Origin of the sequence: Mucilaginibacter psychrotolerans (assembly GCF_004519315.1) — a bacterium.
Lineage (GTDB): Bacteria > Bacteroidota > Bacteroidia > Sphingobacteriales > Sphingobacteriaceae > Mucilaginibacter > Mucilaginibacter psychrotolerans.
The window spans coordinates 202,632-228,017 of the sequence record NZ_SOZE01000003.1 but is presented as its reverse complement, the minus strand read 5'-3'; the positions used below and the strand labels follow the sequence as shown (position 1 = coordinate 228,017).

At 44.0% G+C, this 25,386-nt stretch carries 29 protein-coding genes; 15 read left to right on the top strand and 14 right to left on the bottom strand.

The window, feature by feature from the left end; genetic code table 11:
* Positions 1-135: 135 nt before the first annotated feature.
* A complete protein-coding gene (locus E2R66_RS04935; RefSeq protein ID WP_133227260.1) occupies positions 136-732 on the bottom strand; it encodes a C40 family peptidase in 597 nt (198 codons plus the stop codon).
* Between the two features lie 189 nt (positions 733-921).
* Here E2R66_RS04935 and E2R66_RS04930 point away from each other — a divergent pair, with 189 nt between their 5' ends.
* From E2R66_RS04930 to E2R66_RS04920, 3 genes are read left to right on the top strand one after another with little or no spacing between them, the layout of a single operon-like run.
* Positions 922-1,251: an L-rhamnose mutarotase gene (locus E2R66_RS04930; RefSeq protein ID WP_133227258.1), complete on the top strand. Its 330-nt coding sequence runs from the start codon at positions 922-924 to the stop codon at positions 1,249-1,251.
* Between the two features lie 2 nt (positions 1,252-1,253).
* Positions 1,254-2,090 carry an amidohydrolase family protein gene (locus E2R66_RS04925; RefSeq protein ID WP_133227256.1) on the top strand — a complete coding sequence of 279 codons (837 nt, stop codon included), beginning with the start codon at positions 1,254-1,256 and terminating at the stop codon, positions 2,088-2,090.
* A 6-nt stretch (positions 2,091-2,096) separates the two neighbouring features.
* The gene (locus E2R66_RS04920) at positions 2,097-2,876 is read left to right on the top strand and encodes an SDR family oxidoreductase (RefSeq protein ID WP_133227254.1); all 780 of its coding nucleotides are present in this window, start codon (positions 2,097-2,099) and stop codon (positions 2,874-2,876) included.
* A 101-nt stretch (positions 2,877-2,977) separates the two neighbouring features.
* On the opposite strand, the gene E2R66_RS04915 is transcribed toward E2R66_RS04920, so the two are convergent.
* A complete protein-coding gene (locus tag E2R66_RS04915; RefSeq protein WP_133227252.1) occupies positions 2,978-3,463 on the bottom strand; it encodes a hypothetical protein in 486 nt (161 codons plus the stop codon).
* 1,261 nt (positions 3,464-4,724) lie between these two features.
* On the opposite strand from E2R66_RS04915, the gene E2R66_RS04910 reads away from it, so the two are divergent.
* Positions 4,725-7,679, top strand: a complete 2,955-nt coding sequence (locus E2R66_RS04910) for a TonB-dependent receptor (protein WP_133227250.1) — start codon at positions 4,725-4,727, stop codon at positions 7,677-7,679.
* Between the two features lie 122 nt (positions 7,680-7,801).
* On the opposite strand, the gene E2R66_RS04905 is transcribed toward E2R66_RS04910, so the two are convergent.
* Together E2R66_RS04905 and E2R66_RS04900 are read right to left on the bottom strand one after the other, a co-directional pair.
* Entirely contained in the window at positions 7,802-8,374 is a 573-nt protein-coding gene (locus E2R66_RS04905; RefSeq protein ID WP_133227248.1) for a peptidylprolyl isomerase, read from the bottom strand.
* Between the two features lie 331 nt (positions 8,375-8,705).
* The gene (locus E2R66_RS04900; protein WP_133227246.1) at positions 8,706-9,338 is read right to left on the bottom strand and encodes a 2'-5' RNA ligase family protein; all 633 of its coding nucleotides are present in this window, start codon (positions 9,336-9,338) and stop codon (positions 8,706-8,708) included.
* A gap of 69 nt (positions 9,339-9,407) precedes the next feature.
* Between E2R66_RS04900 and dinB the strand changes: the two genes are divergently transcribed.
* The 3 genes from dinB to E2R66_RS04885 all read left to right on the top strand — a co-directional run bounded on the left by dinB (position 9,408) and on the right by E2R66_RS04885 (position 12,101).
* Positions 9,408-10,592: a DNA polymerase IV gene (dinB, locus tag E2R66_RS04895; RefSeq protein ID WP_133227244.1), complete on the top strand. Its 1,185-nt coding sequence runs from the start codon at positions 9,408-9,410 to the stop codon at positions 10,590-10,592.
* A gap of 158 nt (positions 10,593-10,750) precedes the next feature.
* Positions 10,751-11,290, top strand: a complete 540-nt coding sequence (gene cysC, locus E2R66_RS04890; protein WP_133227242.1) for an adenylyl-sulfate kinase — start codon at positions 10,751-10,753, stop codon at positions 11,288-11,290.
* Positions 11,280-12,101 (top strand): sulfotransferase, encoded by an 822-nt coding sequence (locus E2R66_RS04885; RefSeq protein ID WP_133227240.1) that lies wholly within the window; start codon positions 11,280-11,282, stop codon positions 12,099-12,101. Before cysC ends, E2R66_RS04885 begins: the two co-directional genes overlap by 11 nt.
* A 48-nt stretch (positions 12,102-12,149) precedes the next feature.
* On the opposite strand, the gene E2R66_RS04880 is transcribed toward E2R66_RS04885, so the two are convergent.
* The 4 genes from E2R66_RS04880 to E2R66_RS04865 form a co-directional block, all read right to left on the bottom strand.
* Positions 12,150-12,668: a GNAT family N-acetyltransferase gene (locus E2R66_RS04880; RefSeq protein WP_133227238.1), complete on the bottom strand. Its 519-nt coding sequence runs from the start codon at positions 12,666-12,668 to the stop codon at positions 12,150-12,152.
* 110 nt (positions 12,669-12,778) lie between these two features.
* Positions 12,779-13,369: a hypothetical protein gene (locus E2R66_RS04875; protein ID WP_133227236.1), complete on the bottom strand. Its 591-nt coding sequence runs from the start codon at positions 13,367-13,369 to the stop codon at positions 12,779-12,781.
* Positions 13,356-13,856, bottom strand: a complete 501-nt coding sequence (locus E2R66_RS04870) for an RNA polymerase sigma factor (protein WP_133227234.1) — start codon at positions 13,854-13,856, stop codon at positions 13,356-13,358. The genes E2R66_RS04875 and E2R66_RS04870 overlap by 14 nt, the downstream gene beginning before the upstream one ends.
* 53 nt (positions 13,857-13,909) lie before the next feature.
* Positions 13,910-14,437 carry a hypothetical protein gene (locus tag E2R66_RS04865; RefSeq protein WP_133227232.1) on the bottom strand — a complete coding sequence of 176 codons (528 nt, stop codon included), beginning with the start codon at positions 14,435-14,437 and terminating at the stop codon, positions 13,910-13,912.
* Positions 14,438-14,494: 57 nt separating this feature from the next.
* On the opposite strand from E2R66_RS04865, the gene E2R66_RS04860 reads away from it, so the two are divergent.
* From E2R66_RS04860 to E2R66_RS04830, 8 genes are all read left to right on the top strand, one after another.
* A complete protein-coding gene (locus E2R66_RS04860; protein ID WP_133227230.1) occupies positions 14,495-15,868 on the top strand; it encodes a dicarboxylate/amino acid:cation symporter in 1,374 nt (457 codons plus the stop codon).
* Positions 15,869-15,933: 65 nt separating this feature from the next.
* A complete protein-coding gene (locus tag E2R66_RS04855) occupies positions 15,934-16,434 on the top strand; it encodes a hypothetical protein (protein ID WP_133227228.1) in 501 nt (166 codons plus the stop codon).
* Between the two features lie 274 nt (positions 16,435-16,708).
* On the top strand, positions 16,709-17,017 hold the full coding sequence (gene rplU, locus E2R66_RS04850) for a 50S ribosomal protein L21 (RefSeq protein WP_133227226.1): 309 nt from the start codon (positions 16,709-16,711) through the stop codon (positions 17,015-17,017).
* A 48-nt stretch (positions 17,018-17,065) separates the two neighbouring features.
* A complete protein-coding gene (gene rpmA / locus E2R66_RS04845; protein WP_133227224.1) occupies positions 17,066-17,467 on the top strand; it encodes a 50S ribosomal protein L27 in 402 nt (133 codons plus the stop codon).
* A gap of 143 nt (positions 17,468-17,610) precedes the next feature.
* Positions 17,611-17,928: a DUF6922 domain-containing protein gene (locus tag E2R66_RS29235; protein ID WP_133227222.1), complete on the top strand. Its 318-nt coding sequence runs from the start codon at positions 17,611-17,613 to the stop codon at positions 17,926-17,928.
* The gene (locus E2R66_RS04835) at positions 17,883-18,332 is read left to right on the top strand and encodes a nucleotidyl transferase AbiEii/AbiGii toxin family protein (RefSeq protein ID WP_204985864.1); all 450 of its coding nucleotides are present in this window, start codon (positions 17,883-17,885) and stop codon (positions 18,330-18,332) included. The genes E2R66_RS29235 and E2R66_RS04835 overlap by 46 nt, the downstream gene beginning before the upstream one ends.
* Positions 18,326-18,514: a hypothetical protein gene (locus E2R66_RS28765; RefSeq protein ID WP_204985863.1), complete on the top strand. Its 189-nt coding sequence runs from the start codon at positions 18,326-18,328 to the stop codon at positions 18,512-18,514. The genes E2R66_RS04835 and E2R66_RS28765 overlap by 7 nt, the downstream gene beginning before the upstream one ends.
* Before the next feature lie 160 nt (positions 18,515-18,674).
* Positions 18,675-19,604, top strand: coding sequence for a sugar phosphate isomerase/epimerase family protein (locus tag E2R66_RS04830; RefSeq protein ID WP_133227220.1), 930 nt, complete (start codon positions 18,675-18,677; stop codon positions 19,602-19,604).
* A gap of 102 nt (positions 19,605-19,706) precedes the next feature.
* Here E2R66_RS04830 and E2R66_RS04825 read toward each other — a convergent pair whose 3' ends face one another.
* From E2R66_RS04825 to E2R66_RS04805, 6 genes are all read right to left on the bottom strand, one after another.
* A complete protein-coding gene (locus E2R66_RS04825) occupies positions 19,707-19,979 on the bottom strand; it encodes a hypothetical protein (protein ID WP_133227218.1) in 273 nt (90 codons plus the stop codon).
* A 4-nt stretch (positions 19,980-19,983) separates the two neighbouring features.
* Positions 19,984-20,487, bottom strand: a complete 504-nt coding sequence (locus tag E2R66_RS04820; protein WP_133227216.1) for a DUF4251 domain-containing protein — start codon at positions 20,485-20,487, stop codon at positions 19,984-19,986.
* 10 nt (positions 20,488-20,497) lie between these two features.
* Entirely contained in the window at positions 20,498-20,650 is a 153-nt protein-coding gene (locus tag E2R66_RS28275; protein WP_158288335.1) for a hypothetical protein, read from the bottom strand.
* Between the two features lie 148 nt (positions 20,651-20,798).
* Positions 20,799-22,682 carry a molecular chaperone HtpG gene (gene htpG, locus E2R66_RS04815; RefSeq protein ID WP_133227214.1) on the bottom strand — a complete coding sequence of 628 codons (1,884 nt, stop codon included), beginning with the start codon at positions 22,680-22,682 and terminating at the stop codon, positions 20,799-20,801.
* A 305-nt stretch (positions 22,683-22,987) separates the two neighbouring features.
* Complete coding sequence (locus E2R66_RS04810; RefSeq protein WP_133227212.1) at positions 22,988-24,682, bottom strand: DUF262 domain-containing protein; 1,695 nt, start codon at positions 24,680-24,682, stop codon at positions 22,988-22,990.
* Between the two features lie 57 nt (positions 24,683-24,739).
* A complete protein-coding gene (locus E2R66_RS04805; protein WP_133227210.1) occupies positions 24,740-25,330 on the bottom strand; it encodes an NADPH-dependent FMN reductase in 591 nt (196 codons plus the stop codon).
* Positions 25,331-25,386: the final 56 nt, after the last annotated feature.

Below are 25,386 nucleotides of genomic sequence, written 5' to 3'. Positions count from 1 at the left end.
ATAGGGGAAAAGGTGACACGATTTTAGGATTTAAGGATTTTTTAGGAGATAAAACGCCCGGGTTTGGGAATCTAAATCAAGACATCAAATCATGTTAATCCTAAAATCCTGCGAATCATGGTTCAGACAGACGACCTACCGCTCAAATACCCTCACCGTTTTTACGTACCGGCCCTGGTAATAGCTATTCAGCTCAGTTTCGGTTACGCCAAGGTTATTATGGCCGGATGTGGAGTGGATAAACCGCAGCGTTTGCCGTGGCTCTTTCAGGATGATACCCATATGGCCTACCACGCGTATGGTGCTATCGGTACCGGTGAAGAGTACCAGGTCGCCGGTTTGGGCATCTTTCAAGTCAATCTGACGGTGCATATAGGTAAAGGCTTCCGAAGTGCGCGGTACCGCTATGCCGAAGTGGTTAAAAACGTAAGTAATAAAACCCGAACAATCGAAACCTTCAGCAGGATCTACGGAAGCGTATTTATAAGGCACGCCCGTTAGGCTACGGGCAAAGGTAGCCAGTTCCAGCGGCGTAGTTTGCCCGGTTACTACTCTGGTGATGTATCCGGCACTGTCCGCTGTTGGCAATGGAAGCGTGCCTTGCTGTGTCACAGCCACCTTGTCGCCGTTGCTGGTTATTACATATGTAGGCTCTTTTGGGCCATTACAGGCAAGCGTACATAACACCATCAGGCCGTATAAAGCGTTCCATTTCACGTCTATACTACACAAAACCAGTGTTTTAGTTTTAAATAGGTTAGCTGGGTGCCTTCTTAGGTGTTTTTTAGGAGGATGTTCGGCGTATTGTATTTAAGCATTCGCGCATATCGCTTAATTTACCTGTCACTACAACATTTTTTCATAATTAGCTTGCCGATGCTGCGATATTTTTCTTTACTTGCGTGCCAATTATCAACCGCTATGGAACGCTATTGCCTCACCCTGGATTTACAGGACGACCCCACGCTAATTGCCGAATACGAAGCCTGGCACCAAAACGTATGGCCCGAAATATTGGAAAGCATCACCGATAGTGGCATAGCGCACATGCAGATATACCGCTACGCCAATCGCCTTTTTATGATTATGGAGGTGAATGATGGCTTCAGTTTTGAGGCCAAAGGCGCAGCAGATGTCGCCAACGCTAAGGTACAGGAATGGGAAACCCTGATGTGGAAATACCAAAAGCCCTTGCCCGGCTCCAAACCCGGCGAAAAGTGGATGCTGATGGAGAAGATTTTCGATTTATAAGTATGCAAAAGATAGATTCGCACCAGCACTTTTGGCAGTATAATCCCGTAAAGGATGCCTGGATAACCAACGATATGGCGGTAATACAGCGTGATTTTTATCCGGAGGACTCAGAACCCCTGTTGGCTGCTTATAGCATGGATGGCTGTATAGCCGTACAGGCAAGCCAAAGCGAAGCAGAAACCGATTTTTTGCTTGAGCTGGCAAGCCAAAACCCATTCATAAAAGGCGTAGTTGGCTGGATAGACCTGCAAGCCGATAACCTGGAAGAGCGGCTACAGCACTACAAGCAATACCCGGCACTAAAAGGCTTCAGGCATGTTTTACAAGCCGAAGCAGGGGAGTTTATGCTGGGCGATAATTTCATGCGGGGTATAGCTATGTTGCAGAGCCACGGGTTTACTTACGATGTATTGATAACCCATAATCAGTTGAGTCATGCTTTGCAACTGGTAGCGGCATTTCCCCAACAACCGTTCGTGATAGACCATTTGGCAAAACCCGCTATCAAACAAGGGGAAATTGCGCAATGGGAAGCCGGTATCCGGGCTATTGCTGCGCATCAGCATGTTTATTGCAAGGTGTCGGGATTTTGTACTGAGGCCGATTGGGCCAACTGGCAAACCGAAGACATCAAAACTTACTTGGATGTAGTGTTTGATGCTTTCGGGACGGAAAGGCTTATGTTTGGTTCCGACTGGCCGGTTTGCCTGCTGGCTGGTGGCTACGGCAAAACGGTGCAAGTATTGGAGCAATACCTTGCGGCGTTCCCCGAGGCGGAGCAGGCGCAGTTCTGGGGAGGCAATGCCGCCAAATTTTACCAATTCGATATCAACTAACAGATAATGGATTTACAACTCAAAGATAAAGTAGTTATAGTTACCGGCGGCGCGCGCGGTATTGGCAAGGGTATAGCGCTATCGCTGGCAAAGGAAGGAGCCCTTGTGTTCATCATCAGCCGTACCGAAGCGGAGAACCTGAACACAGTAAACGAAATTGTGGCAGCAGGTGGTAAGGCTTTGCACACAGTTGCCGAACTTACTGATCCGAAGGCTTGCGCTCAAGCCGTTGAGGCAGTTGTAGCGCAATGCGGTCGCATAGATGGCCTGGTGAACAACGCAGGGGAAAATGATGGCGTAAGCTTACTTAGCGGCAATTATGAGCGCTTTATGCATTCGCTGCACAAAAACCTGGTGCATTATTACCTGGTGGCCCACCACGCGCTGCCCGAGCTTATTAAAACACAGGGAAGCATTGTAAACATTACCTCCAAAGTAGCTGATACGGGGCAGGGGGGGACGTCTGCCTATGCTGCATCTAACGGCGCGCGCAACGCTTTAACCCGAGAGTGGGCGGTAGAGCTGTTGCCGCACAATATCCGGGTGAACGCCGTAGCGGTAGCCGAATGCTATACGCCGCTTTACGACCGCTGGATAAAAACCCTGCCCAATCCCGAAGAAAAACTGGCATCTATTACAGCTAAAATCCCCCTTGGTAAGCGTATGACTACTGTAGAAGAATTGGGCAATGCGGTAGCGTTTCTGCTATCCCCGGTATCCAGCCATACTACAGGGCAAATTATGTACGTAGATGGCGGCTACACGCATTTAGATAGGTCGATTTAAATAAGGAAGTCTTTTTAAATTGACAATTAAAGCTCATACAACTTTTCAAAAGTTGTATAAGCCTCCAAATCTTCGCGGCAATCCTTTTCCAGATTACGTAATTACTTCACTTTCACCTTTTGGTTTTCGTACCAATACCTGGTCAGCACAATGGGTAACGCAACAAAGACTATAAGGATGGCTGCACCGATAGCAAAGCCTTTGAACGTAAATCTATGGAAGTCGATATTTATTTTGCTGAGCGGCAGCACCAGTAAATTCATTATCAGCCAAATTACGATTCCGTAAATAAAAGCAATCAGTCCGGCGTTTTTACGCAAGGCTGCTATCTTGTTGTAAAGGATAAAAAACAGCCATGTGAAAATACCTGCTATGAGGTAATGAATAGCCAGTCCCAGCAGGACAGTGCCGTTACCGCCACCAAAGGAGGCCTGGAGACCAATAGCCGCAGCGGCAATATAATGGAAGACTGATGCGGCCTGCCCGTGGGCGAGTATAAATACAGCGGCGAGCGCATCCAGCGTTCCGGCTATAAGGGCCGCCAGAATGCCTGTCAGCAATAAGTTTGGTGATTTTTTGTTTAGCATTTTACAGGGGATAAGGTTATGGCAGTAAATATGCACATAAGCTTTTAATTGCTCGGCACTCAAATTCGTACAAGATGGTACAATGATAAAAATAGCTTGATTGGTAATATTATTCGATCGATATCGGATGAGAGGGAACTCTTTCAAAAACTCGACAGAACACAAACCAGCACACAAAAAACAACAAAAGCCCCCTCACACTCGCTGTTTGGGGGCTTTAACCTAAACCTTATCACAATGATGGCAGACGCCATCAGTAATAGATAAGCCGAATGTATTAAATAGTATTCAATATTACCAAGTGTTTTGTTAAGGTTATATGAAATTTAACATATTCGTTGTGTGTTTTTTCTTATCAGTTACAAATGATTTCTTATTACTGGTTTGTGATCGATGTCATGAATTTTCTGTTGCCACATACATGTTGTAACGTTTTTTTGATGCCATAAGCAGGGGATGCATCTTGCCTGGTCTGTATCTACTCATAACATACCGGATATCATCAAACTTCAATCACTTTTAAAAAAAAATATATGTTTTTTTTAAAAGATATATATAGTATAATATTTAGTTGTTTCGACACGTGGATATGTCGTAGAAATTTCGGAAGCAGCTTCATTCAAGGTTGAAATTCCATCGGCAATCAGCGGTAGATTTAACTTATAACGTTGCGCATCTTATTCCGATTGTTTGGACGGATTTGTACGCAGCCCTTTGCAACGGAAAATTCCAGTGTCACCTTAGTTATCGATACGCCTCGTGTATTTTCGGCAGGTCTCAGTAATAATTGTAAACAGTGCACAAAACTTTTACGACAGCTTATTCCGTAACTGTAATTTATATGTTATGGTTAAAGTCGTATGTAACGATTTGGATTATTTGCATTTGGTGAAGGGAAAGCGTTGGGCGAGGGGAATCTGCGACCTGGTTATACAGGAAAATGACGTGCCATGATTCAGCTATAACCGATAACGTGTGCCGCTCATTCATAAATAAACCCGTGTAGGAGCATATCAAGACCAGAATTGATTGGATTTTAAGTTTGTTTTATCCCCAAAACAAACTTTTTATGTAAAATATTTTGCAGGCAAAATATAATTTATATGTTTGTCGACATATTCTATAGACAATGTATTATTTGAATACGCCAGAATTAGTTAAAACCTTTAAAATGCAGTGCCTTGCTGCATGCTGTTGTTGTTAATGCAGATTAATCAACAAGTTATTGAAATTCATTTTTAAACTTCTTAAACCTGACTACATGAAAATTTCTACAAATTTTATAAAACTTATTGTGCTTGTCCTGCTTCTTGTCCCGGCGGTGGCATCGGCACAACTCAACGGTAGCTATATCTTAAGCGGTAAAGTAAACGACGATCACGGCTTGCCGTTGGCAGGCACAACCGTTACTATAAAAGGAACTACTAATGCCGCGGTTACCGATACCACAGGTAAATTCTCGCTGACCACAAGCGCCAAATTGCCATTTACCCTGGTGTTTACAGCAGTAGGCTATCAACCGCAGGAATTCTATATCAAAAACGCCAGTAGCGCTGTTAACATACAGCTAACAACGCAATCGCTGCTGATAAACGAGGTGGTGGTAACGGCATCGCGCAGGGAAGAAAAACTGCTGCGCTCGCCGGTGGCTATTGATAAGCTCAGCATCAATGCACTTAAACAATCGCCCGGCCCAAGCTTTTACGATGCGCTGGAAAACGTAAAAGGTGTGCAGGTTACTACAACCAGTATCACCCTTAAGGTGCCGAACACACGAGGTTTCAACAGCCCGAACAACTTTAGGTTTATGCAACTGGCAGATGGCGTGGATATGCAATCGGCCACTTTGGGCGTGCCGCTGGGCAATGCCATTGGCCCAACCGAACTGGATATTGCCAGCATAGAAATAACCCCCGGTGCGGCAGCCGCGCTATATGGTACTAACGCCATCAACGGTTTATCTAACTTGTTCACTAAAGACCCATTCAAATATCAAGGCCTTAGCTATTATCACCGTAGCGGCGTAAACCACGTGGGCGATAACCTTGGCTCGAGTGCTATAACCGAGGATGCCATTAGGTTCGCAAAAGCGTTCAATAACAAATTTGCATTTAAACTGAATGCAAGTTACCTGAAAGGTAAGGACTGGCAATCGAATACCCAGCAAGATCAAAACCCTACCAACCTTAAAACCGCAAATCCTGCTTACCCCGAACTAACCGGTGCCAGCAACGCAGCCTATGATGGATGGAACAAATACGGCGATGATGCCCTTGCAGGTAGTAATACCGTATCTATAAAGGGCATTACCGTAGATGGCGTAGCCCGCCCGGCCTTAACCGTTGCCCGTACTGGTTATAACGAGGTAGACCTGGTGAAGCCCGATGTAACTAACCTGAAACTGGATGGTACGCTTGCTTATAAGCTTACCCCCAACACAACTTTATCGTACACCTACCGCTACGGCAGGATGGACGGCGTTTTTCAACGCGGTAATAAAATATCCCTTAACGGCGCTACCGTACAGAACCATAAGCTGGAGCTGAAAGGCAAGGATTTCCTTGTACGTGGGTACGAATCGATAGAAAACACAGGTAACTCGTTCAACGTAAAACCGCTTGCGGATAACCTCGACCTCAACCACGCCAGCAATTCGGCCTGGGGAACCTCTTTCAAAAACGCGCTTACAGCATACGCCACCGCAAACGGTGGGCTGAAATCTACCAACCTCGCAGCAGCCGAGCAATTTGCCCGCGCAGCAGCAGACAAGGGTAGGGTAGAGCCGGGTACGCCCGAGTTTGATGCCCTGCGTAAAACAATCATAGGCATCAACAACTGGGATTTTAAATCGAGCCTGATACCTGATGCCCCTGCAACAGGCGGCGCGGCCCTCATTCAGAAAAGCCACATGTTTAACGGCGAAGCACAATGGGATTTGACCAGTAAAGTAAAATTTGTAGACCTTTTGGTTGGTGGTGACGTGCGCGTGTACCAGATAATTCCTGATGGTAATAACTTTGTTGACTTTACCCGCCCAATTGCCGATCGTAATAAGCCACTTGCCGATGGCAGCTTTGGCGATAACGTAACGTATAAAAAATACGGTGCATTCACACAGGTTACCAAAACCTTCTTCGAAGAAAAGCTGAAGCTGTTCGGTTCGGTACGCTGGGACTACAATCCATACTTCGACCCTAAGTTTACCCCACGTTTGGCCGCGGTTTACTCGCCAAACCAAAACCATAACTTCAGGTTCACTTTCCAGAACGGGTATCGTTTCCCGTCGTTATTCGAAGCATTATCTTACGTAAACAATGGTCGTGTTAAACGCGTGGGCAGCTTGCCATTCATCAATGATGGCTTAGGTTACCTGGAGAACAGCTACACCCAACAATCGGTAGTGGCCTTTAATAACGCCGTAAAAGCAGCATCTACCACTGGCGATGATGCTACCGCCTTAGCCAACCGCAACTTGTTGCAAGTGGCTAACCTGCCTAAGGCACGCCCTGAACAAATCACTTCATTCGAGGTGGGTTATAAGGGGATATTTGCAGATAACAAAGTGTTCCTGGATGTGGATGCTTACACTAACCGTTATGATGGTTTCCTGGGCCAGGTGCAGGTGTTTGTGCCAAATGGCGTAAAGGTAGGTAGCGATGCTGCCGTATTGGCTATGCTGGATATCAACCGCGATCCTACTACCGCTACCAGCACCAACGCTGCCAGCCAGGGCCAGGCCCGTTATAGAGTTTACACTAACGCCAAAAATATCTACAACAACTACGGTTCGTCGTTGGGGCTCACTTATAACTTTTACAAACGTTACACCGTATCGGGCAACGCCAGCTTTAATAAGCTGAAGGCGCAGAGCAGCTCGGATATATTCGTTACCGGTTTCAATACGCCAAAATGGTCGGGCAATTTATCGTTCGGCAACCGTGAGGTAATCAATAACTTCGGTTTTAATATCGTTTACAAATGGCAGCAATCGTTCCTGTGGGAGAGCCCGCTGGTAACCGGTACGGTGCCATCTATCCACACGTTCGATGCTCAGGTAACCCTGCGTGTACCGGCGTATTACGCTACCTTCAAAATAGGCGCGACTGACATTTTCAACAAACGTTACATTCAGTACGCAGGCGGCCCAACCATTGGCGGCATATATTATGCTTCGGTTACGCTTGACGGCTTGCTGAGCGGAAATGCAAACAAATAAAACAGCACGAAGATCAAGAGCTACGGCCTTTTGATCCAAATAGGAGCTTTTTAGGTTTAATTTAGTTTTGAAGAGGCCGGCCCGCAAGGGGACGGCCTCTTTCTATTTGGTATGGAGCCGTTTTATTCGGCCCGATTTATGGCAAGGATTTTTATAGGCTTTATCAGGTATTGCGCATTGTCTTTTTGAGCCTGGATCATTTTTACCACCGCCATACCCGCGGTTACTTTGCCAAAGGCGGCGAAACCCTGTCCGTCCGGGTTGCGGGCACCGCCATAATCTAATGCGGGTTGATTACCAATGCAGATAAAAAACTCGCTAGTGGCAGAATTCGGGCCGCTACGCGCCATAGAAAGCGTACCGTTTTGATGCAGCAAGCCCGTTTGTTGAGTGGTTTCAATTTTGATACTGTCCAACGCGAGCGTATCCGGCACGTTGCCTCCTTGTATAACCTGTATCTTCACTTTGCGGTCGGTTTCGTTAGCGGGGGTACATACCCTGAAAAAGCTGCTTCCGTTGTACGAATGCTTATCTACATACCGCATAAAGTTGGCTACGGTTATAGGTGCTTTATCCGGGTAGAGTTCAATGGCTATATCGCCAAGCGATGTTTTGATAACGCAATGGATGGGTGCCTGGGCAAAGCAGGCGACGGAAAATGTAAGTGCAGCACACAAGAGTAGTAGTTTTCGCATATATTAAATAGAAAGATCAGGGCATATGATGACCAGGGGGTTTTAGGGTGGCGCAAATATACGATTTGAAGCGATTGCTTGGAGGGGTGCTGAGGTCGCTTAAAATAATAAGTTCTGGTAGTTTTACCGATTTTCAACCGTGCAAAAAAGGTTTACAAAGGTTTACAGAAATCAGAAAAATATCGTTTTAAAAATTTGATAATCAATATTTAAAAAAATAATTGGGTTTACACTTTTAAGGCGCTGGTTGCTGATATATTAGTTTCATAAATAGATTTCAAACCAACAAAGGCAGGAACTCTTTTTGATCCATGGCAATGGTTTATCGGTTTCAAAATAATTTTACCTGCTTCCTTGCCGCTATTTCTGCTTTAGCCTGCTGATGCTCTTTCCAGGTGCGTTTGCCGGCCATGCCTACTGTGTTTTTAAAAGGGATGGTTTTATACGCCTCCCATTTGCCGGTGGCGGTACCGAAGGTTTCGCGTTGCAGTGTCTTTAGTTCGTGTATCCAGAAAGGCTCCAACAGCTTTTTGTGATGGAAGTGAGGCCACAGTTTTTTGAAATCAGTCTCGGGTATGTTGCGTACTACCGGTATGTGGGGTACCACTGCCTTTTTGATGTTAAGGGTTTTACGCAGCAAGCCGAACCAGCTCTCCATTGCGGGCGTGCTGCGGATGTATGCATAGATGGTGTTTTTGCTATGCAGGTGTTCGAAGTATTTAAAGCCATCCATATGCAGCAGCACGGGCGGCATAGCTTGCAGGGCGCCTTGTATGCGCTCTAATGCGGTATCTATCATATAGGGCTTCTGCCGCTCTAATTGGTTAAGGGTAATATGGGCTGGGGAGTTCATACTGCCAAAATCGCCAATGTGCTTTACCGATGCTTTTTTATAGCGCGCTATCTCCTGCCTGATATGCTCAGGCGGCGTAAAGAGGAAGAGATAGTCGGAATAGCCGGTCATGCGTACATTATTATAATGCAAATTTGCTAATTATTTTAGTATTTTAAACTAAAAATTCCATATTTGTATATGGTTGCACAACGGCATATCGTACACATCGATTTGGATTCGTTCTTCGTTTCCGTAGAGCGTAAGTTCAACCCGGCGCTCATCGGCAAGCCGGTTATCATTGGCGGCTCGGCGGATAGGGGCGTGGTAGCTTCCTGTAGTTACGAGGCGCGTGCATTTGGCGTACATTCGGCCATGCCCACGCGGCAGGCGCTTAAGCTTTGCCCGGATGCAATCGTTATCCATGGTACTTACGGGCGTTATTCAGAAGCCTCCAGGCAGGTTACCAATATCATCCATCAATCGGTGCCGATATATCAAAAGACATCAGTCGACGAATTCTATATTGACCTTAGCGGCATGGAGCGCTTCCATAACCCTTATCAAATAGCTACCGAGCTACGGCAGCGTGTGATCCGCGAGACAGGCTTGCCAATTTCTTTCGGTATGGCGTCTGGCCGCGCGGTTGCCAAAATGGCCACCAACCAGGCCAAACCCAATGGACAGTTATGGGTTAAGGCAGGCGAGGAGCAAGCCTTTTTGGCGCCGCTCAACATCCGCAAGATACCCGGCCTGGGCGAACATACCTGCCAAAAGCTTTACCAGTATGGTGTCGAAAAAATAGGCGACTTGCAAAAGGTGAACATCAAGTTCCTGGAGGCGGTGTTCGGAAAGGCGGGTACTTCTATTTATCATAAGGCCCATGGTATAGATGACAGCGAGATAGTTGCGGGCACGGGCCGCAAATCCATCTCGACAGAAACTACTTACCATAATGATGTAAAAGATGTACGCACGCTAGAGAACACGCTGGTAAGCATGACAGAGGAACTTGCAGGCAAGCTACGCCGCGAAAACAAAGTAAGCAGTTGTCTGGCCATAAAGCTGCGTTATGCAAACTTTGAAACGCATACCCTGCAGCAAAAAATTCCCTTGACGGCAGCTGAGCATATCCTCATCCCGGGCATCAAAAACCTGCTCAAAAAAGCCTGGAACCAGTATCGCCCCATCCGATTGATCGGCGTGCGCCTGAGCGACCTGTGCACCGGAAGCTACCAGATAAACCTGTTCGAAGATAACGAAGAACGCATACGCTTGTACCAGGCTATGGATAACATCAACCTCAGGTTTGGCGATAAAACGGTTTGTAGGGCGGCGGGGATGGAGATTGGGACGAGGACGTTCAATCCGTTTATGAAAGGTTGAACTATCGCCTTTGTCGGGACATTTTGTGCATTAGCCGATTCATGAGATGCAATCCGTCTACTTTGATAGAATTTAGTTTTTGGTAATCGGAATAAGGCAATTGCTGCCAAAGCTTGCCAAACGATTTTGCTTTTAAATTAACATCAACCTTCTATCAAATGATCATACTCCTTTGTGGCCTGTCTGGGGCCGGTAAAACCACTTTGGCGCGAAATATCAAGCGTAAACTAGACACCAGCGCCACCCGCGCCGAAATTATCGATGGTGACGAATACCGCAGTAATTTATTTAAAGAACTAAGCTTCACCCGGCAAGACAGATTTGAAAATATCCGCAGACTGGGCTTTATTGCAGGTAAATTCAGTAAGCATGGTATTGTTACCATCATCAGTGCAATTAATCCTTACGCACAAGTAAGAAACGAACTTTTGGAATGCTACCCCGAAGCATACACTGTTTATGTAGACTGCCCGATAAATGTGCTTATCAGTCGTGATACCAAAGGACTTTACACAAAAGCACTACTGCCGGATGAACATCCTGACAAAATCAGTAATCTGACAGGTATAAATGATCAATTCGACGTGCCGCACAACCCTGACCTTTATATTAATACTCATCTGAACAGTGTGGAAGAGTGCAGCAACATCCTTTATGATTTCATTATAAACGCAAAAAAGCCGGTTTATGAGCACTAACACTTTAATTATTGCTGGCATGCATCGGTCCGGCACGTCGTTAATAAGCCAGTGGCTAAATAAGTGCGGACTGAACCTTGGCCACACGCTGCTTGGTGCATCGGACAGTAATCTCGACGGGCATTTTGAGGACGTTGATTTTTATCGCTTTCATGTAGATGCTTTAACGGCCAACAACCTTTTGCAAACAGGGTTTATTACGGAGCCGGTAAAGTCGCTCACGGATTACCAAAAGGAAAAGTTGAAGCGAATCATCGATTTTAAGAACCATATTAGTGAGCAATGGGGGTGGAAAGATCCCCGGACTTGCCTTTTCCTTTCGCATTACCGCGAGTTAATGCCCAATGCTTACTATCTCAATATCGTGCGCGACTATAAATCTACCGTTAGCTCGATGCTTCACCGCGATTTCAAGGGATACGAAGCGAAGTATATGAAACGTGCATGGCTATACAAACAGATCTGGCTAAAAATACGAAGGCCACGACAACGGCTGAAGTTCTACCGCGAGCATGCCGATCTTTATCTGGAGGTTTGGTTGAGGTATAACGAGGAAATTTTAAAGAATATCCAAACTTTACCCACCGACCGTTTTATGGTTGTAGATTACCGCAATCTTTTTGAACACGATACAGAGGTGTTCGATACTTTGAAGCACCATTGGCATTTCGACATTACTTATTGCGAATTTAAAAAAGTATTTAAAGAAAATCTGCTAAGCCACGTAACGAATGTTGATGTTTATATTACTGATAAAAATCTGATAAAAAAAGCGCTAAAGTTGGAAGGACTGCTGAGGCGGTACATTTGAGTGACGGGTGTTTAGGTTGCAAAAAGTTACACGCTTATTTGCACGTCGTCAAAGTTCCTTTTTCATTAACAAATCCGTCTGCTCATCACTACCCAGCATAAACTTATGTTTACCGAATATGCTAAAACCTTTGCTTTCGTAAAAACGGATCGCTCCCGCGTTATGTTCCCATACGCCCAACCATAAGTAGCTATGTTTGACGCATATAGCCGTTTTAACGGCAAAATCAATCAGTTGCTTGCCTATTTGCTGGCCCTGATATGCTGTTAAAACGTAAATACGCTCCACCTCCAAAGCATCAGCGTCCTTAATTTCGGTTTGGGCCAGCTTGTAATTTAGTTTGATATAGCCTGCGGGCAAGCCCGCTACCATGGCATAATAAAAGTGGGAATCGGGGTTGCTTAATTGCGTTTCGAAGCTGGGCAAAGTAAATGCCCTTTCAGCAAAGGCATCCATATCTGCCGGGCTATTCAGGTGCGCAAAGGCATCAAAAAAGGTGCGGCGGCTTAGCTCCAGTAAGCGGGTGACATCATTGGGTTGTACGCGCTGTATATCAATAAAAGGCATAAGTATTGGCTGTTCTCAATTAATCGCGAAGATAACCTCCAACGCCGATTATCCAATACCAAAAGAGCTTCATCTGCACATCTGAAATTTGCACATCTGCATATCCGGGCTCAATCAAACTGGTTCTGCAAGCGTACCAGCCTATCAATCATTAAGTTCAGTTTTTCCTGTTCACTGGCAAATATACGGGCCTTGAGGTAAAACGTACAGAACAATAACCAGGCTGCGGTTAGGCCATAAGCACAACACTTGAACATGCGAGATGCGCTTTGCAGCACTTCGTAAAAGTAAAGGCTGAGGCCGATACTGAGCAGCAACACATATAGGTAATACATCCAGCCGTAGATAGTGGCACGGCTTCTTTGGTATTCCTTTAAGCTTTCCAGGTAGGCCGTTGGGTTTATGGTAAAATCCTGTTTATTAATGAGGCGGTAATCCCGTATCATCATCAGCACATAAATAACCATGGTAGATAAAATAACGATTATCCCTGCATAAGTTATCCACGATTGGAAAACGAAGAAAAGCATCACCATAGCAATGCCCACTAAGGCCAATAGCATGCCCGTTATGCTCCAGAATAAATTGGTAGTGAGGCTCTTCATTCCCTTTTTCACCTGCTTCAACACCTCGTCTACCGCAGCCGGTTCCAGTTTTGGCTGTCCCTGCCAAACCATCAATAAATGATCAAAGTCTTTCATAATGGTTGTATAATTCTGTTAATTTTTGTTTAATACGATATATCTTCACTCTTAAATTCCCTTCTGATATGCCCGAAACATCAGCTATTTCGGGGTAGGGTACTTCATCAAGTACCAGTGTTATAATAATCCTTTCCGATTCCTCAAGCTTAGATATACACTTGTACAGCAAAGCAACTTGTTCGTTCTTTTCAGAGAACTCCTCCCGTTTATTTTCGGCAATTTGTGGGGTTAGCTCGTCCTTGGCCTGCCTTTTTTCCGATCGCAGGTAGGTTAAGCAAGTATTCACCGCAATGCGGTAGATCCAGGTTGATATCAGGGCCTGGTTACGAAACTTGTGCAGGTTTTGCCAAACCTTTAGAAAGGTTTCCTGTAGCAGGTCGTTAGCGGCATCATCGTCGCCGGTGTAACCATAGCACAAATGGAAAATCTTCTTCGAATTGGCTTCATATACTTTCCTGAAAGCTTCTTCTTTATTATCGGCCACTTGTTAATAGTTTTAGTAGATTTTACGTGTTTGACAAAACTAAGGGGTAAATGTTACAACAGGTAACTTTTTTTATTCAACCACGGCAGTTTGCTATCTGCATCCTCCAAAAGGGCGTTGTAATCCTGGCTGTAATCAAACTGCAAATCTTCGTGCAGCTTGCCTATGGCTGTTTTCAATTTATCCAACTGGCGGGTGAGTATCAAGCGGATGGGTTTATGTGACGTTAGGCGGACCACATATTGTAGATAGTTTTGACAAAAGTTTAGCAACAGCTCAATCTCGGCCGGCTTGGCACCGATGAATTTAGTGTATTTGCTCAGCATCTTCAATATCTTACGCAGCGCCTTGGCTGCAAAGTATGCCTGAGCGGGTAATTGGCTAAACATAAAGCCTGCCTCGGCTTTTATGCTCTCTACAAAATCCTGCTCGTTATGCGCATCAAAGAGGAGGTAAGCCAGCAGTTCTTTGTTCTCTTTTTTATAGCGGATGAGGCGCAGGGCCAATTCGGCAAGCTGCTCCTGTGGCAGGTGCTGTAATTCTTTCTTTATCTGTTGTAATCCGTAGGTTGGGATGCTCATATTAAACTTTCTGCAACATAGTAAATTTCGTAGTTTAGCGGCACTCATCTTAATTAAATGCAAAAAAACAAACTCACCCTGTATATTTTTATAGCACTTGTACTGGGTGTTATAGCCGGTTATATTTACAATGCTACGGTAATAAACGCCATTAATACCAAAATGAGCGCCGCCGAGGCACAGATAAAATCTATCGATCTGCGGATAGCCGCCATCAAAGATACTACCACTGCCGATTTCAAGGCGCTAAAAATACAACGCACAGAGCAGGCAAAAGTTCGCAAAGAAAGCGATACCGCAAGAGAAGACAAGCTGGTTGGCTTTACCGTTTTGAGCGATATATTCCTGCGACTGATTAAGATGATCGTAGCCCCGTTGGTGTTTACTACGCTGGTAGTTGGCGTTGCCAAGGTTGGCGACATCAAAGCAGTGGGCCGAATAGGGGGCAAAACCCTGCTTTGGTTTTTGAGCGCTACGCTGGTGTCGCTGGCATTGGGTATGCTACTGGTAAATTTTTTTAAACCCGGCGAAGCCATGTATTTGCCTTTGCCCGATAGTCATTTGAGCACCGGCATCCAAAAAACGGCACTTTCGCTGCGCGATTTTATCGGTCATGTGTTCCCCAAAAGTTTTATAGAGGCTATGGCCAATAACGAGATATTGCAAATTGTGGTGTTCTCACTGTTTTTCGGCGTAGCTACCGCCGCAATCGGCGAAAAAGGCGAAGTGGTCATAAAAGCATTGGATGCTATTGCCCATGTGATATTAAAGATAACCGGCTATGTGATGCAGCTGGCGCCATTGGCCGTGTTTGGAGCCATTACCGCTATTATTGCCAAGCAAGGTTTAGGCATCCTGTCTACCTATGCCATATTCATTGGTGAGTTTTATTTTTCGTTACTGATCCTTTGGTTGGTAATCGTATTAGCAGGTTTTGCGGTGCTGCAGAAACGTGCTTTTAACCTCGTTGCCCGTATAAAGGATGCGATGCTCATCGCCTTCAGTACTTCTACCAGTGAGGCCGCATATCCTAAGGTGCTATTAGAATTGGAACGTTTCGGTTGTAATAACAAGATCGTAAGCTTCGTGCTGCCGCTGGGGTATTCTTTTAACCTCGATGGTTCTATGATGTACATGACCTTTGCCTCGCTTTTCCTGGCGCAATCGTACGGCATACACCTGGCTTTTAGTCAGCAATTATCCATGCTGCTGGTGCTGATGCTCACCAGCAAAGGTATCGCCGGCGTGCCGCGTGCATCGTTGGTGGTTATAGCGGGCACTATTTCTTTATTTAACATACCTGAAGCTGGTTTGGCTTTGTTGATTGGTATAGATCCCTTACTGGATATGGGCCGCTCGGCTACTAACGTTTTGGGTAATGCCATGGCAACTGCCGTTGTGAGCAAATGGGAAGGGGAGCTAAAAGATTAGATTTGTGTGTGGTTTATTGAAAATAAAATAGGCAACTTTGCCCGCTTAATTATTTATCCTCACTAATGAACTCGCTGAAGTCTAAAAAAATATTTCTCGTCCTGAGCGTTACCGTGCCGTTTATGCTGTATTGCTTTTACTATTATGGCATGATGGTGAGCAACGCTCCCTATAGGTTTGCAGATTTTCAATCAATACAATTTCAATTTGGTTATAAAGATAGCTTGTTGAATAAATATGATTCTAAAACAGGCGATTACCAGTATTTGAACCGCAAAGGCTCGTTAGTAAAAATGCATTTGCACTTAACTAACGATGATTTGCTTGATTTGCACAGGAATGCTGCAGACCTGGGATTTTGGAACTTCCCCGCAAACGAAACTGTTAATGATAGTAAAGTACGCGCACCACGTTATATTATCATTTTTAACTACAAGCAAAAAAGTAAGAAAGTAGTTTTTGATGCCAACTACGACGGGCCTGAAAAACTGGTAGATGCCAACCAACGCTTGATAAAAAAATTACAAAAGACGCTCTTGGAAGCAGAACAGCGGCAGAAAAAATAATGAGTTACCACGAATTTTACGAATTAAGGAGGATTTTCACAAATCTACGTGGAGATCATTGTTTGTAATACATTAGTAAAACCTGTTCAGTTTCTTTTCTAAGAATTAGTGAAATCTCGTTCAATTCGAATAAATTCGTGTTCACTTATTAAAATTCGTGCAATTCGGCTCAATTAGGATAATTGGTGTTAACTCAATTGTAGTCAGTTATTGTTTTTTCTAAATATAAACCCTATATTTGCACCTCAAAATTTAAAATAATAATTAATCAACAATGTACGCAATAGTAAGTATAGCCGGGCAACAATTTAAAGTTGCGAAAGACCAGCAAATCTTTGTACACCGTTTACAGGGAGATGAAGGCGCTAGTATTGAATTTGACAATGTGTTGTTAGCAGAAAACGAAGGTAGCTTTAAATTAGGTTCAGACCTTAAAGGCGCTAAAGTATCGGCTAAGATCGTGTCTCATTTAAAAGGTGATAAAGTAATCATTTTCAAAAAGAAAAGAAGAAAAGGTTACCAGAAAAGAAATGGCCACCGCCAGCAGTTTACCAAGATAGAGATCACCGGTATCACATTATAATTAAATTTTAACCGAGCCGGTAAATCGACTCACAAAAAAAATTAAAAAATGGCACACAAAAAAGGGGCCGGTAGTTCAAGAAACGGCCGCGAATCACATAGCAAGCGTTTAGGTATCAAAATTTTTGGTGGCCAGCCTGCAATTGCTGGTAACATCATCGTTCGTCAGCGTGGTACCAAGCACAACCCAGGTTTAAATGTTGGTATTGGTAAAGACCATACCTTATTTGCTTTAACCGCAGGCCACGTAGTATTCAAAAAGAAAGCAGATAACCGTTCTTACGTTTCTGTTATCCCTTTCGAAGCTATACCTGTAGCTGAAGATTTAGCACCTGTAGCTGCTGCACCTGTTGCAGAGGTAGAGGTTGCCGAAGAAGCACCAAAAGCAAAGAAAGCACCAAAAGCTAAAAAAGAAGAAGCTGTAGATGCTGAAGAAGCATCAGCCGAGTAATCAAGCTTAGTAAAGTATAATATTAGGAGCCCTGTATCGTGAGATATGGGGCTTTTTTATTGGGTAGCGCCCAGGGAAAGATGTACTTCATTGCCTTTACGACACATTTTTCGTATTTTTGATTAAAACCAAGCATTGGCAAAATGTATTTCGATGCATATATAAATCATCCCGAAGCAATTATTAATCCCGCACTTTTGTGGGAGTATGATGTTGCTAAAATAGATTATCAAAGCATGCGAGCCGTAATAGTGCAGCGTGTTATAGAAAGAGGTTGGCCCAACGATTGGTACGCAATGCTCAACTTGTATGGTATTGAAGGAGTAAAGGATACTATAAAAACCCTCCCTTATTTAAATGATAAAGATATGTGCTTTGTCAGCAATCAGTTTAATATCCCTTTATCTTTGTTGAAATGCTACGAAAAGAAACAGTCAACCAGGCCACACTGGAACTCCTGAACATTTTAATGGTGGATAATAAGCTGGACGCTTTTTTTTTAGTAGGCGGAACTGCACTTTCATTGCAAATTGGTCATCGTATTAGTATCGACCTTGATTTATTTTCTACCGCATCATTTGATGAAAATACGCTCTTAGAGTACCTCCAAAACAATTATTCTTTTCAATTAGATTACCAATCAAACAATACGCTGAAAGGCGTGATACGGGGTGTAAAAGTAGATTTTATAACTCACGCTTACCCATTGGTGCTACCTTTGATAGTCGACGAAGATGTGCGAATGGCTGGGCCTGAAGACATTGCCGCCATGAAGCTGAATGCAATTGCCAGCAATGGAACACGTTTGAAAGACTTTATAGATATTGCGTTTTATCACCATCCCTTAGCCTCGCGCAAATGGTAGATGCGTATGAACATAAATACTCATCCCGAAATCCGGTGATGCTGATAAAAGCATTGGTTTATCATAACGACATTAATTTTGACGAGCCTATCCAAATGATCAGCGTGAGCTACTCCTGGAAATGGGTAAAGGAGCGTTTGTTATTGATGACCAACAACCCGGAAAAGACTTTTTCGCGATAATTTTGGCTTAAGTAGTAAGGAGCCATTATGGTTTTTAACTACTCACTATTCACCACGCTCTACTCACTATATTTCGATTGCGTATAAAAGACACAATAATATTTTTTTATTCAATTTAATTGATTTAGATTTACTTACCAACTAAACAAAACCAATTAAGATGAATTCAAACAGGCGCAATTTCTTAAAAAGCACAGGTACGCTTGTGCTTGGCGGCATAGCCTTATCGGGCAAGGCAGCATCTCTCTTAAACTTTAAAAGCCGGCACGCAGTAGGCATACAGCTGTTCACGTTCTTCAACGTGATGGATGCCGACGTTAAAGGCACGTTATCCAAAATTTCGGCGGTAGGGTACAAGGAGATCGAATCGGCTTTCAGCAAAAAAGGTGGTTACTATGGTCTTAAGCCAAAAGAATTTAAAGCGATGGTAAATGGCGAAGGCTTAGCCTGGAAAAGCCACCATGTGCTGGGTGCTCCTTTCAAACTTCCTCCGGGTGCAAAAATGCCTACCATGCCCGATGGTAAACCCATGACACTGCCACCCATGCTGAATCTGCGCGACAATATGCAGCAACTGGTAGACGAAGCCGCAGAAGGCGGCGTAAAGTACCTGGTATGCGCAAGCACGCCTATTACTTCGCTTGATGAAATAAAACTTTCTATTGAAACACTAAACAAGAGCGCAGAATTGGCCACTAAAGCCGGTTTGCAGTTTTGCTACCATAACCACGATGCGGAGTTCCATGAGGTGGAGGGCAAGGTGCCTTACGACCTGTTTTTGGCCGAAACCAACGCTAAGTACTTGAAGTTCGAGCTGGATTTGGCCTGGGCTATTAAAGGCGGCAAAAACCCGGTTGAAATGTTTGCACAGCACCCGGGCCGTTTCCCGCTATGGCACGTGAAAGATTTAGACGCGGCGCGTGAAGAGATACTGCCGGTTGGCAGCGGTACTATCGATTTCAAGCCCATATTCGCGGCAGCAAAATCAGCAGGTATGCAGCATTTCTTTGTAGAGCACGATATGCCTAAAGACCCATTTGCCAGCATGGCCAGCAGCTTTAGCTACCTGAGTAAGAACCTGATTGCTTAACTGCATCACTTAACGTCGATACCTTCACGAAGCAATCCCTAAAGGGTGCTTTAATTCGCAAATATTAAGCCCTTCTCCCGAAAAGAGAAGGGCTTAATATTTCTATCGTAAGTAGTCCTGCACGAATTTATCGTTGCTGATGGTGCTGATGATGAGGCTTAATATTTTCCTGGCCGGAGCATCTTCCGCAACTAATGATGAGTTATCCTCCAGCTTATCCAGGTAACTTATCGCCTGTGCTTCGTCGTCGAACAACAATATAATATCGCCGTTGATTTCGATATCCGTACCATTCGGTGGATGAGGAATTCCGTAGGTTTCGAATGTTTCCTGCGTTATTTTTTCTTCCCCCGCCGGGATGTCTATTCTGATCATGGTTTTATATTTTGGGTTTGGGCACTTCTTTTATATAGCCCGTAAAACGAATCATTTGCCGGTTTACGCTTTGCACCGTTAGGCCTGCGCCGCCGTTTGCCGATACATCCAGTATCATCTGTTGGGTGTTTTTAGTGTCTTTTGGTTTGATGTATACATAATACCCGCCGTTCTTTCGTTCCTCCAACTTATAATCGAATCTGGTAGACGTGAACTGTATGCCGGCATCTGCACTGTTGTTATAAGCCGCGTTGAAATAAACTACGCCAAAATAGGGCAGGTAGGCCACCAAGGTATCCGGCGTTATCTTCAAATCGTAATCGCTGGTGAGGTATTGCTGTGCGCCGCCCATAGGCAGCATGAATTCGGCTTTGAATAGATAATTCTTCGATTGTATAAGCTGTTTTACTTCCGCCAGCTTTTCGGCTTTCTTATCTTGTGCCAGTCCTGTTTGCGTAAATGATGCAATAATTGCCAGGCTGATGCATATTTTGATTAAAGTTTTCATCGCTAATCAATTATGGTATAAATGTAACGCTTGTTTGTTGTATAACGGTATAGTTGTCAATAAGTTTAAATACCATAGCCACACCGGGTAATTTAGACTTCCCTGATGCCCGTTGGTTTAAGCCCGCCGGGCCGTACACCTTTAGTTTGATTGTTCTTCTCATCGTTTTCCTTTTTTATAAGCAGGATGCACAGGGAGAGTAGATTCCATAAGCAAACCGGAAAACAATTTTACGGGCAACAAAAAAAGCCGTCCTTTTTGAGGACGGCTAAGTGCTTTTCAAAAACTGCCCCTTCTGGGGGTTGGGGGGCTTAAATAAGGCTTACGCTCCTGTTCACAAACTCGGTCAGCTCTGCGCCGGTTAATAAACCTTGCGATAGCAAAGCCAAATCGAACGCCTGTTTAGCCAATTGTGCTTGCACATCGGTATTCTCGTCGGCCAATATTTTAGCTATCAGCTTGTGGTTTCCGTTTACAATAACGTTGTAATTATCGGGCATGCTGCCGTAGAAACTCATACCGCCGCCCATGGCTGCCATATCTTTCATACGGCGCATAAACTCGTCCATGGTAACGGTCACCGGCAACTCATCCGGGCTAAGACTTTCCAGTTTCACCTTGTAAGCGGGTTTGTTGATGGCCTTATCAAATATCTCCTGTACTTTGGTCGATTGCTCCTCGGTTAGTACCGATTCAGGGTTCTCGTCCTTCTTAATCAGTTTATCAGCAACATCGGCATCAACACGTTTTAATTGTGTTTTCTCCAGTTTCTGCTCTAACTGACTGATGAAGTGCGTATCGATAGGCGAGTTCATCACCATTACATCGTATCCTTTTTTGGTGGCCGACTGGATGAACGCGTCCTGTTTCTCCGGGTCGTTGGTGTATATGTACACTACCTGGCCGTCTTTATCGGTTTGGGTAGCTTCCACTTTGTCCCTGTACTCTGCAAGAGTGAAGTTCTCTTTCTTGGTATTGGTTACCAACACGTAGTCCTTCGCCTTATCGTAGAATTTATCTTCGCTAATCATACCGTACTTCACAAACAGGCCAATATCGCCCCATTTTTCCTCGAAGCCTTTGCGGTCTGCTTTAAATAAGTCTGAAAGTTTGTCAGCAACCTTTTTGGTGATATAGGTATTAATTTTCTTAACCGCACTATCAGCCTGTAAGAAGCTACGCGATACGTTCAGCGGGATATCCGGCGAATCGATAACACCGTGCAGCAGCATTAAAAACTCAGGAACGATATCTTTCACCTCATCGGTAATGAATACCTGGCGGCTGAACAATTTGATCTTGTTCTTGGTGATTTCGAAATCGTTCTTCAGCTTAGGGAAATACAATACGCCGGTCAGGTTGAACGGATAATCCACATTCAAGTGTATCCAGAATAGTGGGTCTTCGCTGTATGGATAAAGCTCTTTGTAAAACTTCAGGTAATCCTCATCCTTCAGCTCGCTTGGGGATTTTGTCCAGATAGGGGTGGTATCGTTGATGATGTTATCCATTTCAACCGATTTGTATTTCGGTTTGCCTTCTTCATCCTCGCCGTCTTCTTCTTCCTGTGTGGTTGTGCCGAATTTGATAGGTACCGGCAGGAACTTAGCGTATTTATCCAATATTCCCTGCAATTTGTGTTTATCCAGGAATTCTTCGCTTTCGGCATTGATGTGCAGGGTAATTTCGGTACCACGTTCAGCAAGACTACCTTCGCTAATCTCGAATTCGGTGCTGCCGTCGCAGGTCCAGCGGGCGGGTTCAGCGCCTTCCTGGTAGCTTAGGGTTTCAATGTCTACACGGTCGGCCACCATAAATGCCGAGTAAAAACCAAGCCCGAAACGGCCGATGATCTCGTTAGCATCTTTAGCTTCCTTGAATTTCTCAACGAATTCGGTCGCGCCAGAGAAGGCAATCTGGTTGATGTATTTTTTTATTTCTTCGGCCGTCATCCCCAAACCGTTATCAGATATGGTGATGGTCTTTTTGTCTGCATCAAAAGCTACTTCCACACGCAGGTTGCCCAGTTCGCCGTTGTACTGCCCTAATGACGCTAAACGTTTTATTTTTTGCGTAGCATCCACGGCGTTAGAAACCAGCTCGCGCAGGAATATCTCGTTATCAGAGTATAAAAACTTCTTGATGATAGGGAAAATGTTTTCGGTGTGTATCGAAATAGATCCTTTTTCTTGCATTGTTTTATGATTTTAGAATTACAGTATAGTTTACGATAGGGGTTTAACAACAGCCGTTCCAAAACCAGCAGGAGTGACGAATTGGCAGAGGATGCGGATGTGCAAAACCACTACGTCTAACTGGTAAAGCAACAACTGTGCTGCTATGTGCCTGTAGCCCCGCTTTCCCTCCAAGCTGCTGATAGAAGCAGCTTGGAGGGAAAGCGGGGCTAGTTAAGTTCTGTTCGTCAGTTTTCGGGAGTACGATTTTACAGAGCTGATTGATGAGTAAAGTTGGTAGAAGTTGAAAATTAATGTCAATATTTTCAAATTTTCCAAACAGTAGTCGCAATTTTAGCTAACTGTCCTTGCCTATGTTTAACGGTGTTGGATGTCCAGGTATCGAAATCAATTTTCTTAGTTATTGTATATTGGCTCGTGGCATAAATCAGCTTTTTATGATTGAAATCTTCATTTGCTGCATCTTTATTATTTTTTGAAGGCTCTAATAAAGTTAAATTTCCTAATAAATAAATATTACGTTGGTACTCATCTTCGGTAAATTCATCATGCCAAATTTCAGGGTAACTTTCAGGAAGAACATGTTCAATAGTGCCGGCATCTGTTTCAAAGTCATAGGAATGGCCACCTTCCTGGCTTTCCAACTTGTACAATGTGTAACGCAATATTTTTTTGTCGGCACTGTTACTTGTCCTAAATTGCTTTATCTGGAAGTAATTTTTAAAGTCCTCATCATTTAAGTACAATAATTTTATGTCGTTTAGGGCCGACTGGTATGTTGCTTGTTCATTTCTAAATAAATTGATGGAAGCTCTGCTGTAAATTTTTTCCATTTCGTTAGTTTGCAACTTGGCGATCACGTTGTAACGGTATGCAATGGCAACTATTGAAAAAATCAATCTTTTAAACTCGGCATCTGGAAGTTTTTCAAATGCAACCATGGCCAATGGCTTCCATTGAGTTACTCTGAAGATCTTTAGGGCGTTAATACAGTTTCGTATTTCTTTATCAAAAATCCATAATTCATCGTCAGGTGCTCCTAAGGCCACGTAGGTGTATGCGTACTTTTCTAAATGATCCAACAGGTCAAAAACATCAGAATTTGTTTTAACATATTGCTTTACGACTTTAAATAGCGATTCCTTTGTCACCATTTGCCTTGTTGCCTGCAAATAATACCTTAAGAACACGGGAAAATCTTTAAGACCAATGGCATCGATTATTTTTTTCCACTGACCTTTAACTTGGCTTAAGTCGGTAGGGCTCTTGGCAACTAATGAAAACAAGAAATTTTTAAGTAAATCTGTTGAAGTAAGATCTACACCTCTTGAATTTAAGGTTTCAAATACTGTGTACGCATTCAGTTCATCTTCCACGGTTATTTGGATGAACATTAAAAGGTCACCTATCACTTTATTGAGGCTGTTGGCTAGATTTTCACCTGTTTCGGATTTAAAATCTCTATCAATACTCTTTTGAAAAAACACATAGGCATCCCACATTAACCTTTCGGAATCTGAAAGTTTATTAACGTTGATTGGCGACTTGAACGTTAACAATCGTTGCTGATAAAAACCGTCATTATTTTCATTGAGAAAAATTTTGCTTGAATATCTTAAAGAAGCCGGATCTTTTTGTCCGATATATTGCTTCATCAAAATATCTACGCGTTCTTTATTTGCATCAATATCGATACCGTCTTCTGATAACTTTTGAATCCGAGCGATAAAAGCCAGCGTTAAGATACTAAGTGTAGTGAAGCGTTGCTGACCGTCGATAATTAGATATTGCTTTGATCCAACATTTTGTAAAACAACCGATCCCATGTAATGAGGGTTCCCGGTTTCCTTAACTATTGATATATCATTCCACAAATCTTCCCAGTTATCTTGACCCCATGAATAATCTCTTTGGAACTGAGGCACGCGATAGATTTTCCCATTACCCAAAACCTCGTTCAAATTAACGGTTTTAGTGTCTAATAAATTAGCTGATGCCATAGAACAAATTTGGGAATAATTTTTATATCTAAAACAGCAAAATCAAGGCTTATTTTACTACGATAGCTTTTCATATATTTTCGCCAACTCCTCTACAACCTTTCTGATTTGCTCCTTCGTGCCGCTATCCGTAATCACCCCATCCCCATTAATTTTCGACCTGATAAATTGCACCAGCAACGTAGCCTCCGGGGTGAGTTTTGCGGACAATGCCCCCAATATCAGCTGCATTGCCGCGTGACAAGCCTCGCCGCCGAGTGAAGCGGTAATAAGGGAAACGGGTTTATCAACAAAACTACTGCTGCCCACCAGCCAGTCCAGCGCGTTTTTGAGCTGACCGGGTACACCAAAAGCATACTCGGGCGTGCAGATGATGATGGCATCGGCCATAGCGAGGTGGTTCCTTAATTCGGCGACTGCTTCAGGAGGGTGTTCGTTATCTAAACCCGGGTCGAAAGGAGGGATGGAGGCGAGGCTGTCGTAAATGAAGTAGTTGACATCGGCAGGCAACAGGTCGCCAATGTGATTGAGTATAGCATGATTAGAGGAGCCTGACCGCAGGCTACCCGATATGGCGAAGATGTTTGCCCCCCGCCCCCCTGAAGGGGGAGTAGGAGTTGGGCTGGTTTTATTTTCGATAGAATTCATGCTATTATACTCGCTAATCAAATGTTCCCCCTTCAGGGGGCGGAGGCGTCTGGCTA

Excerpts from the sequence above, each read along its gene's own strand:
- cysC (WP_133227242.1), top strand. The coding sequence starts at position 10,751 with ATGATCATACTCCTTTGTGGCCTGTCTGGGGCCGGTAAAACCACTTTG.
- E2R66_RS04915 (WP_133227252.1), bottom strand. The coding sequence starts at position 3,463 with ATGCTAAACAAAAAATCACCAAACTTATTGCTGACAGGCATTCTGGCG.
- E2R66_RS04865 (WP_133227232.1), bottom strand. The coding sequence starts at position 14,437 with ATGAGCATCCCAACCTACGGATTACAACAGATAAAGAAAGAATTACAG.
- E2R66_RS04830 (WP_133227220.1), top strand. The coding sequence starts at position 18,675 with ATGAATTCAAACAGGCGCAATTTCTTAAAAAGCACAGGTACGCTTGTG.
- E2R66_RS04900 (WP_133227246.1), bottom strand. The coding sequence starts at position 9,338 with ATGACCGGCTATTCCGACTATCTCTTCCTCTTTACGCCGCCTGAGCAT.
- rplU (WP_133227226.1), top strand. The coding sequence starts at position 16,709 with ATGTACGCAATAGTAAGTATAGCCGGGCAACAATTTAAAGTTGCGAAA.
- dinB (WP_133227244.1), top strand. The coding sequence starts at position 9,408 with ATGGTTGCACAACGGCATATCGTACACATCGATTTGGATTCGTTCTTC.
- rpmA (WP_133227224.1), top strand. The coding sequence starts at position 17,066 with ATGGCACACAAAAAAGGGGCCGGTAGTTCAAGAAACGGCCGCGAATCA.
- E2R66_RS04885 (WP_133227240.1), top strand. The coding sequence starts at position 11,280 with ATGAGCACTAACACTTTAATTATTGCTGGCATGCATCGGTCCGGCACG.
- E2R66_RS04930 (WP_133227258.1), top strand. The coding sequence starts at position 922 with ATGGAACGCTATTGCCTCACCCTGGATTTACAGGACGACCCCACGCTA.
- E2R66_RS04925 (WP_133227256.1), top strand. The coding sequence starts at position 1,254 with ATGCAAAAGATAGATTCGCACCAGCACTTTTGGCAGTATAATCCCGTA.
- E2R66_RS28275 (WP_158288335.1), bottom strand. The coding sequence starts at position 20,650 with ATGAGAAGAACAATCAAACTAAAGGTGTACGGCCCGGCGGGCTTAAAC.
- E2R66_RS04820 (WP_133227216.1), bottom strand. The coding sequence starts at position 20,487 with ATGAAAACTTTAATCAAAATATGCATCAGCCTGGCAATTATTGCATCA.
- E2R66_RS04805 (WP_133227210.1), bottom strand. The coding sequence starts at position 25,330 with ATGAATTCTATCGAAAATAAAACCAGCCCAACTCCTACTCCCCCTTCA.
- E2R66_RS04880 (WP_133227238.1), bottom strand. The coding sequence starts at position 12,668 with ATGCCTTTTATTGATATACAGCGCGTACAACCCAATGATGTCACCCGC.
- E2R66_RS29235 (WP_133227222.1), top strand. The coding sequence starts at position 17,611 with ATGTATTTCGATGCATATATAAATCATCCCGAAGCAATTATTAATCCC.
- E2R66_RS04920 (WP_133227254.1), top strand. The coding sequence starts at position 2,097 with ATGGATTTACAACTCAAAGATAAAGTAGTTATAGTTACCGGCGGCGCG.
- E2R66_RS04810 (WP_133227212.1), bottom strand. The coding sequence starts at position 24,682 with ATGGCATCAGCTAATTTATTAGACACTAAAACCGTTAATTTGAACGAG.
- E2R66_RS04875 (WP_133227236.1), bottom strand. The coding sequence starts at position 13,369 with ATGAAAGACTTTGATCATTTATTGATGGTTTGGCAGGGACAGCCAAAA.
- E2R66_RS04905 (WP_133227248.1), bottom strand. The coding sequence starts at position 8,374 with ATGCGAAAACTACTACTCTTGTGTGCTGCACTTACATTTTCCGTCGCC.
- E2R66_RS04855 (WP_133227228.1), top strand. The coding sequence starts at position 15,934 with ATGAACTCGCTGAAGTCTAAAAAAATATTTCTCGTCCTGAGCGTTACC.
- E2R66_RS04825 (WP_133227218.1), bottom strand. The coding sequence starts at position 19,979 with ATGATCAGAATAGACATCCCGGCGGGGGAAGAAAAAATAACGCAGGAA.
- E2R66_RS28765 (WP_204985863.1), top strand. The coding sequence starts at position 18,326 with ATGGTAGATGCGTATGAACATAAATACTCATCCCGAAATCCGGTGATG.
- htpG (WP_133227214.1), bottom strand. The coding sequence starts at position 22,682 with ATGCAAGAAAAAGGATCTATTTCGATACACACCGAAAACATTTTCCCT.
- E2R66_RS04910 (WP_133227250.1), top strand. The coding sequence starts at position 4,725 with ATGAAAATTTCTACAAATTTTATAAAACTTATTGTGCTTGTCCTGCTT.
- E2R66_RS04835 (WP_204985864.1), top strand. The coding sequence starts at position 17,883 with ATGCTACGAAAAGAAACAGTCAACCAGGCCACACTGGAACTCCTGAAC.
- E2R66_RS04860 (WP_133227230.1), top strand. The coding sequence starts at position 14,495 with ATGCAAAAAAACAAACTCACCCTGTATATTTTTATAGCACTTGTACTG.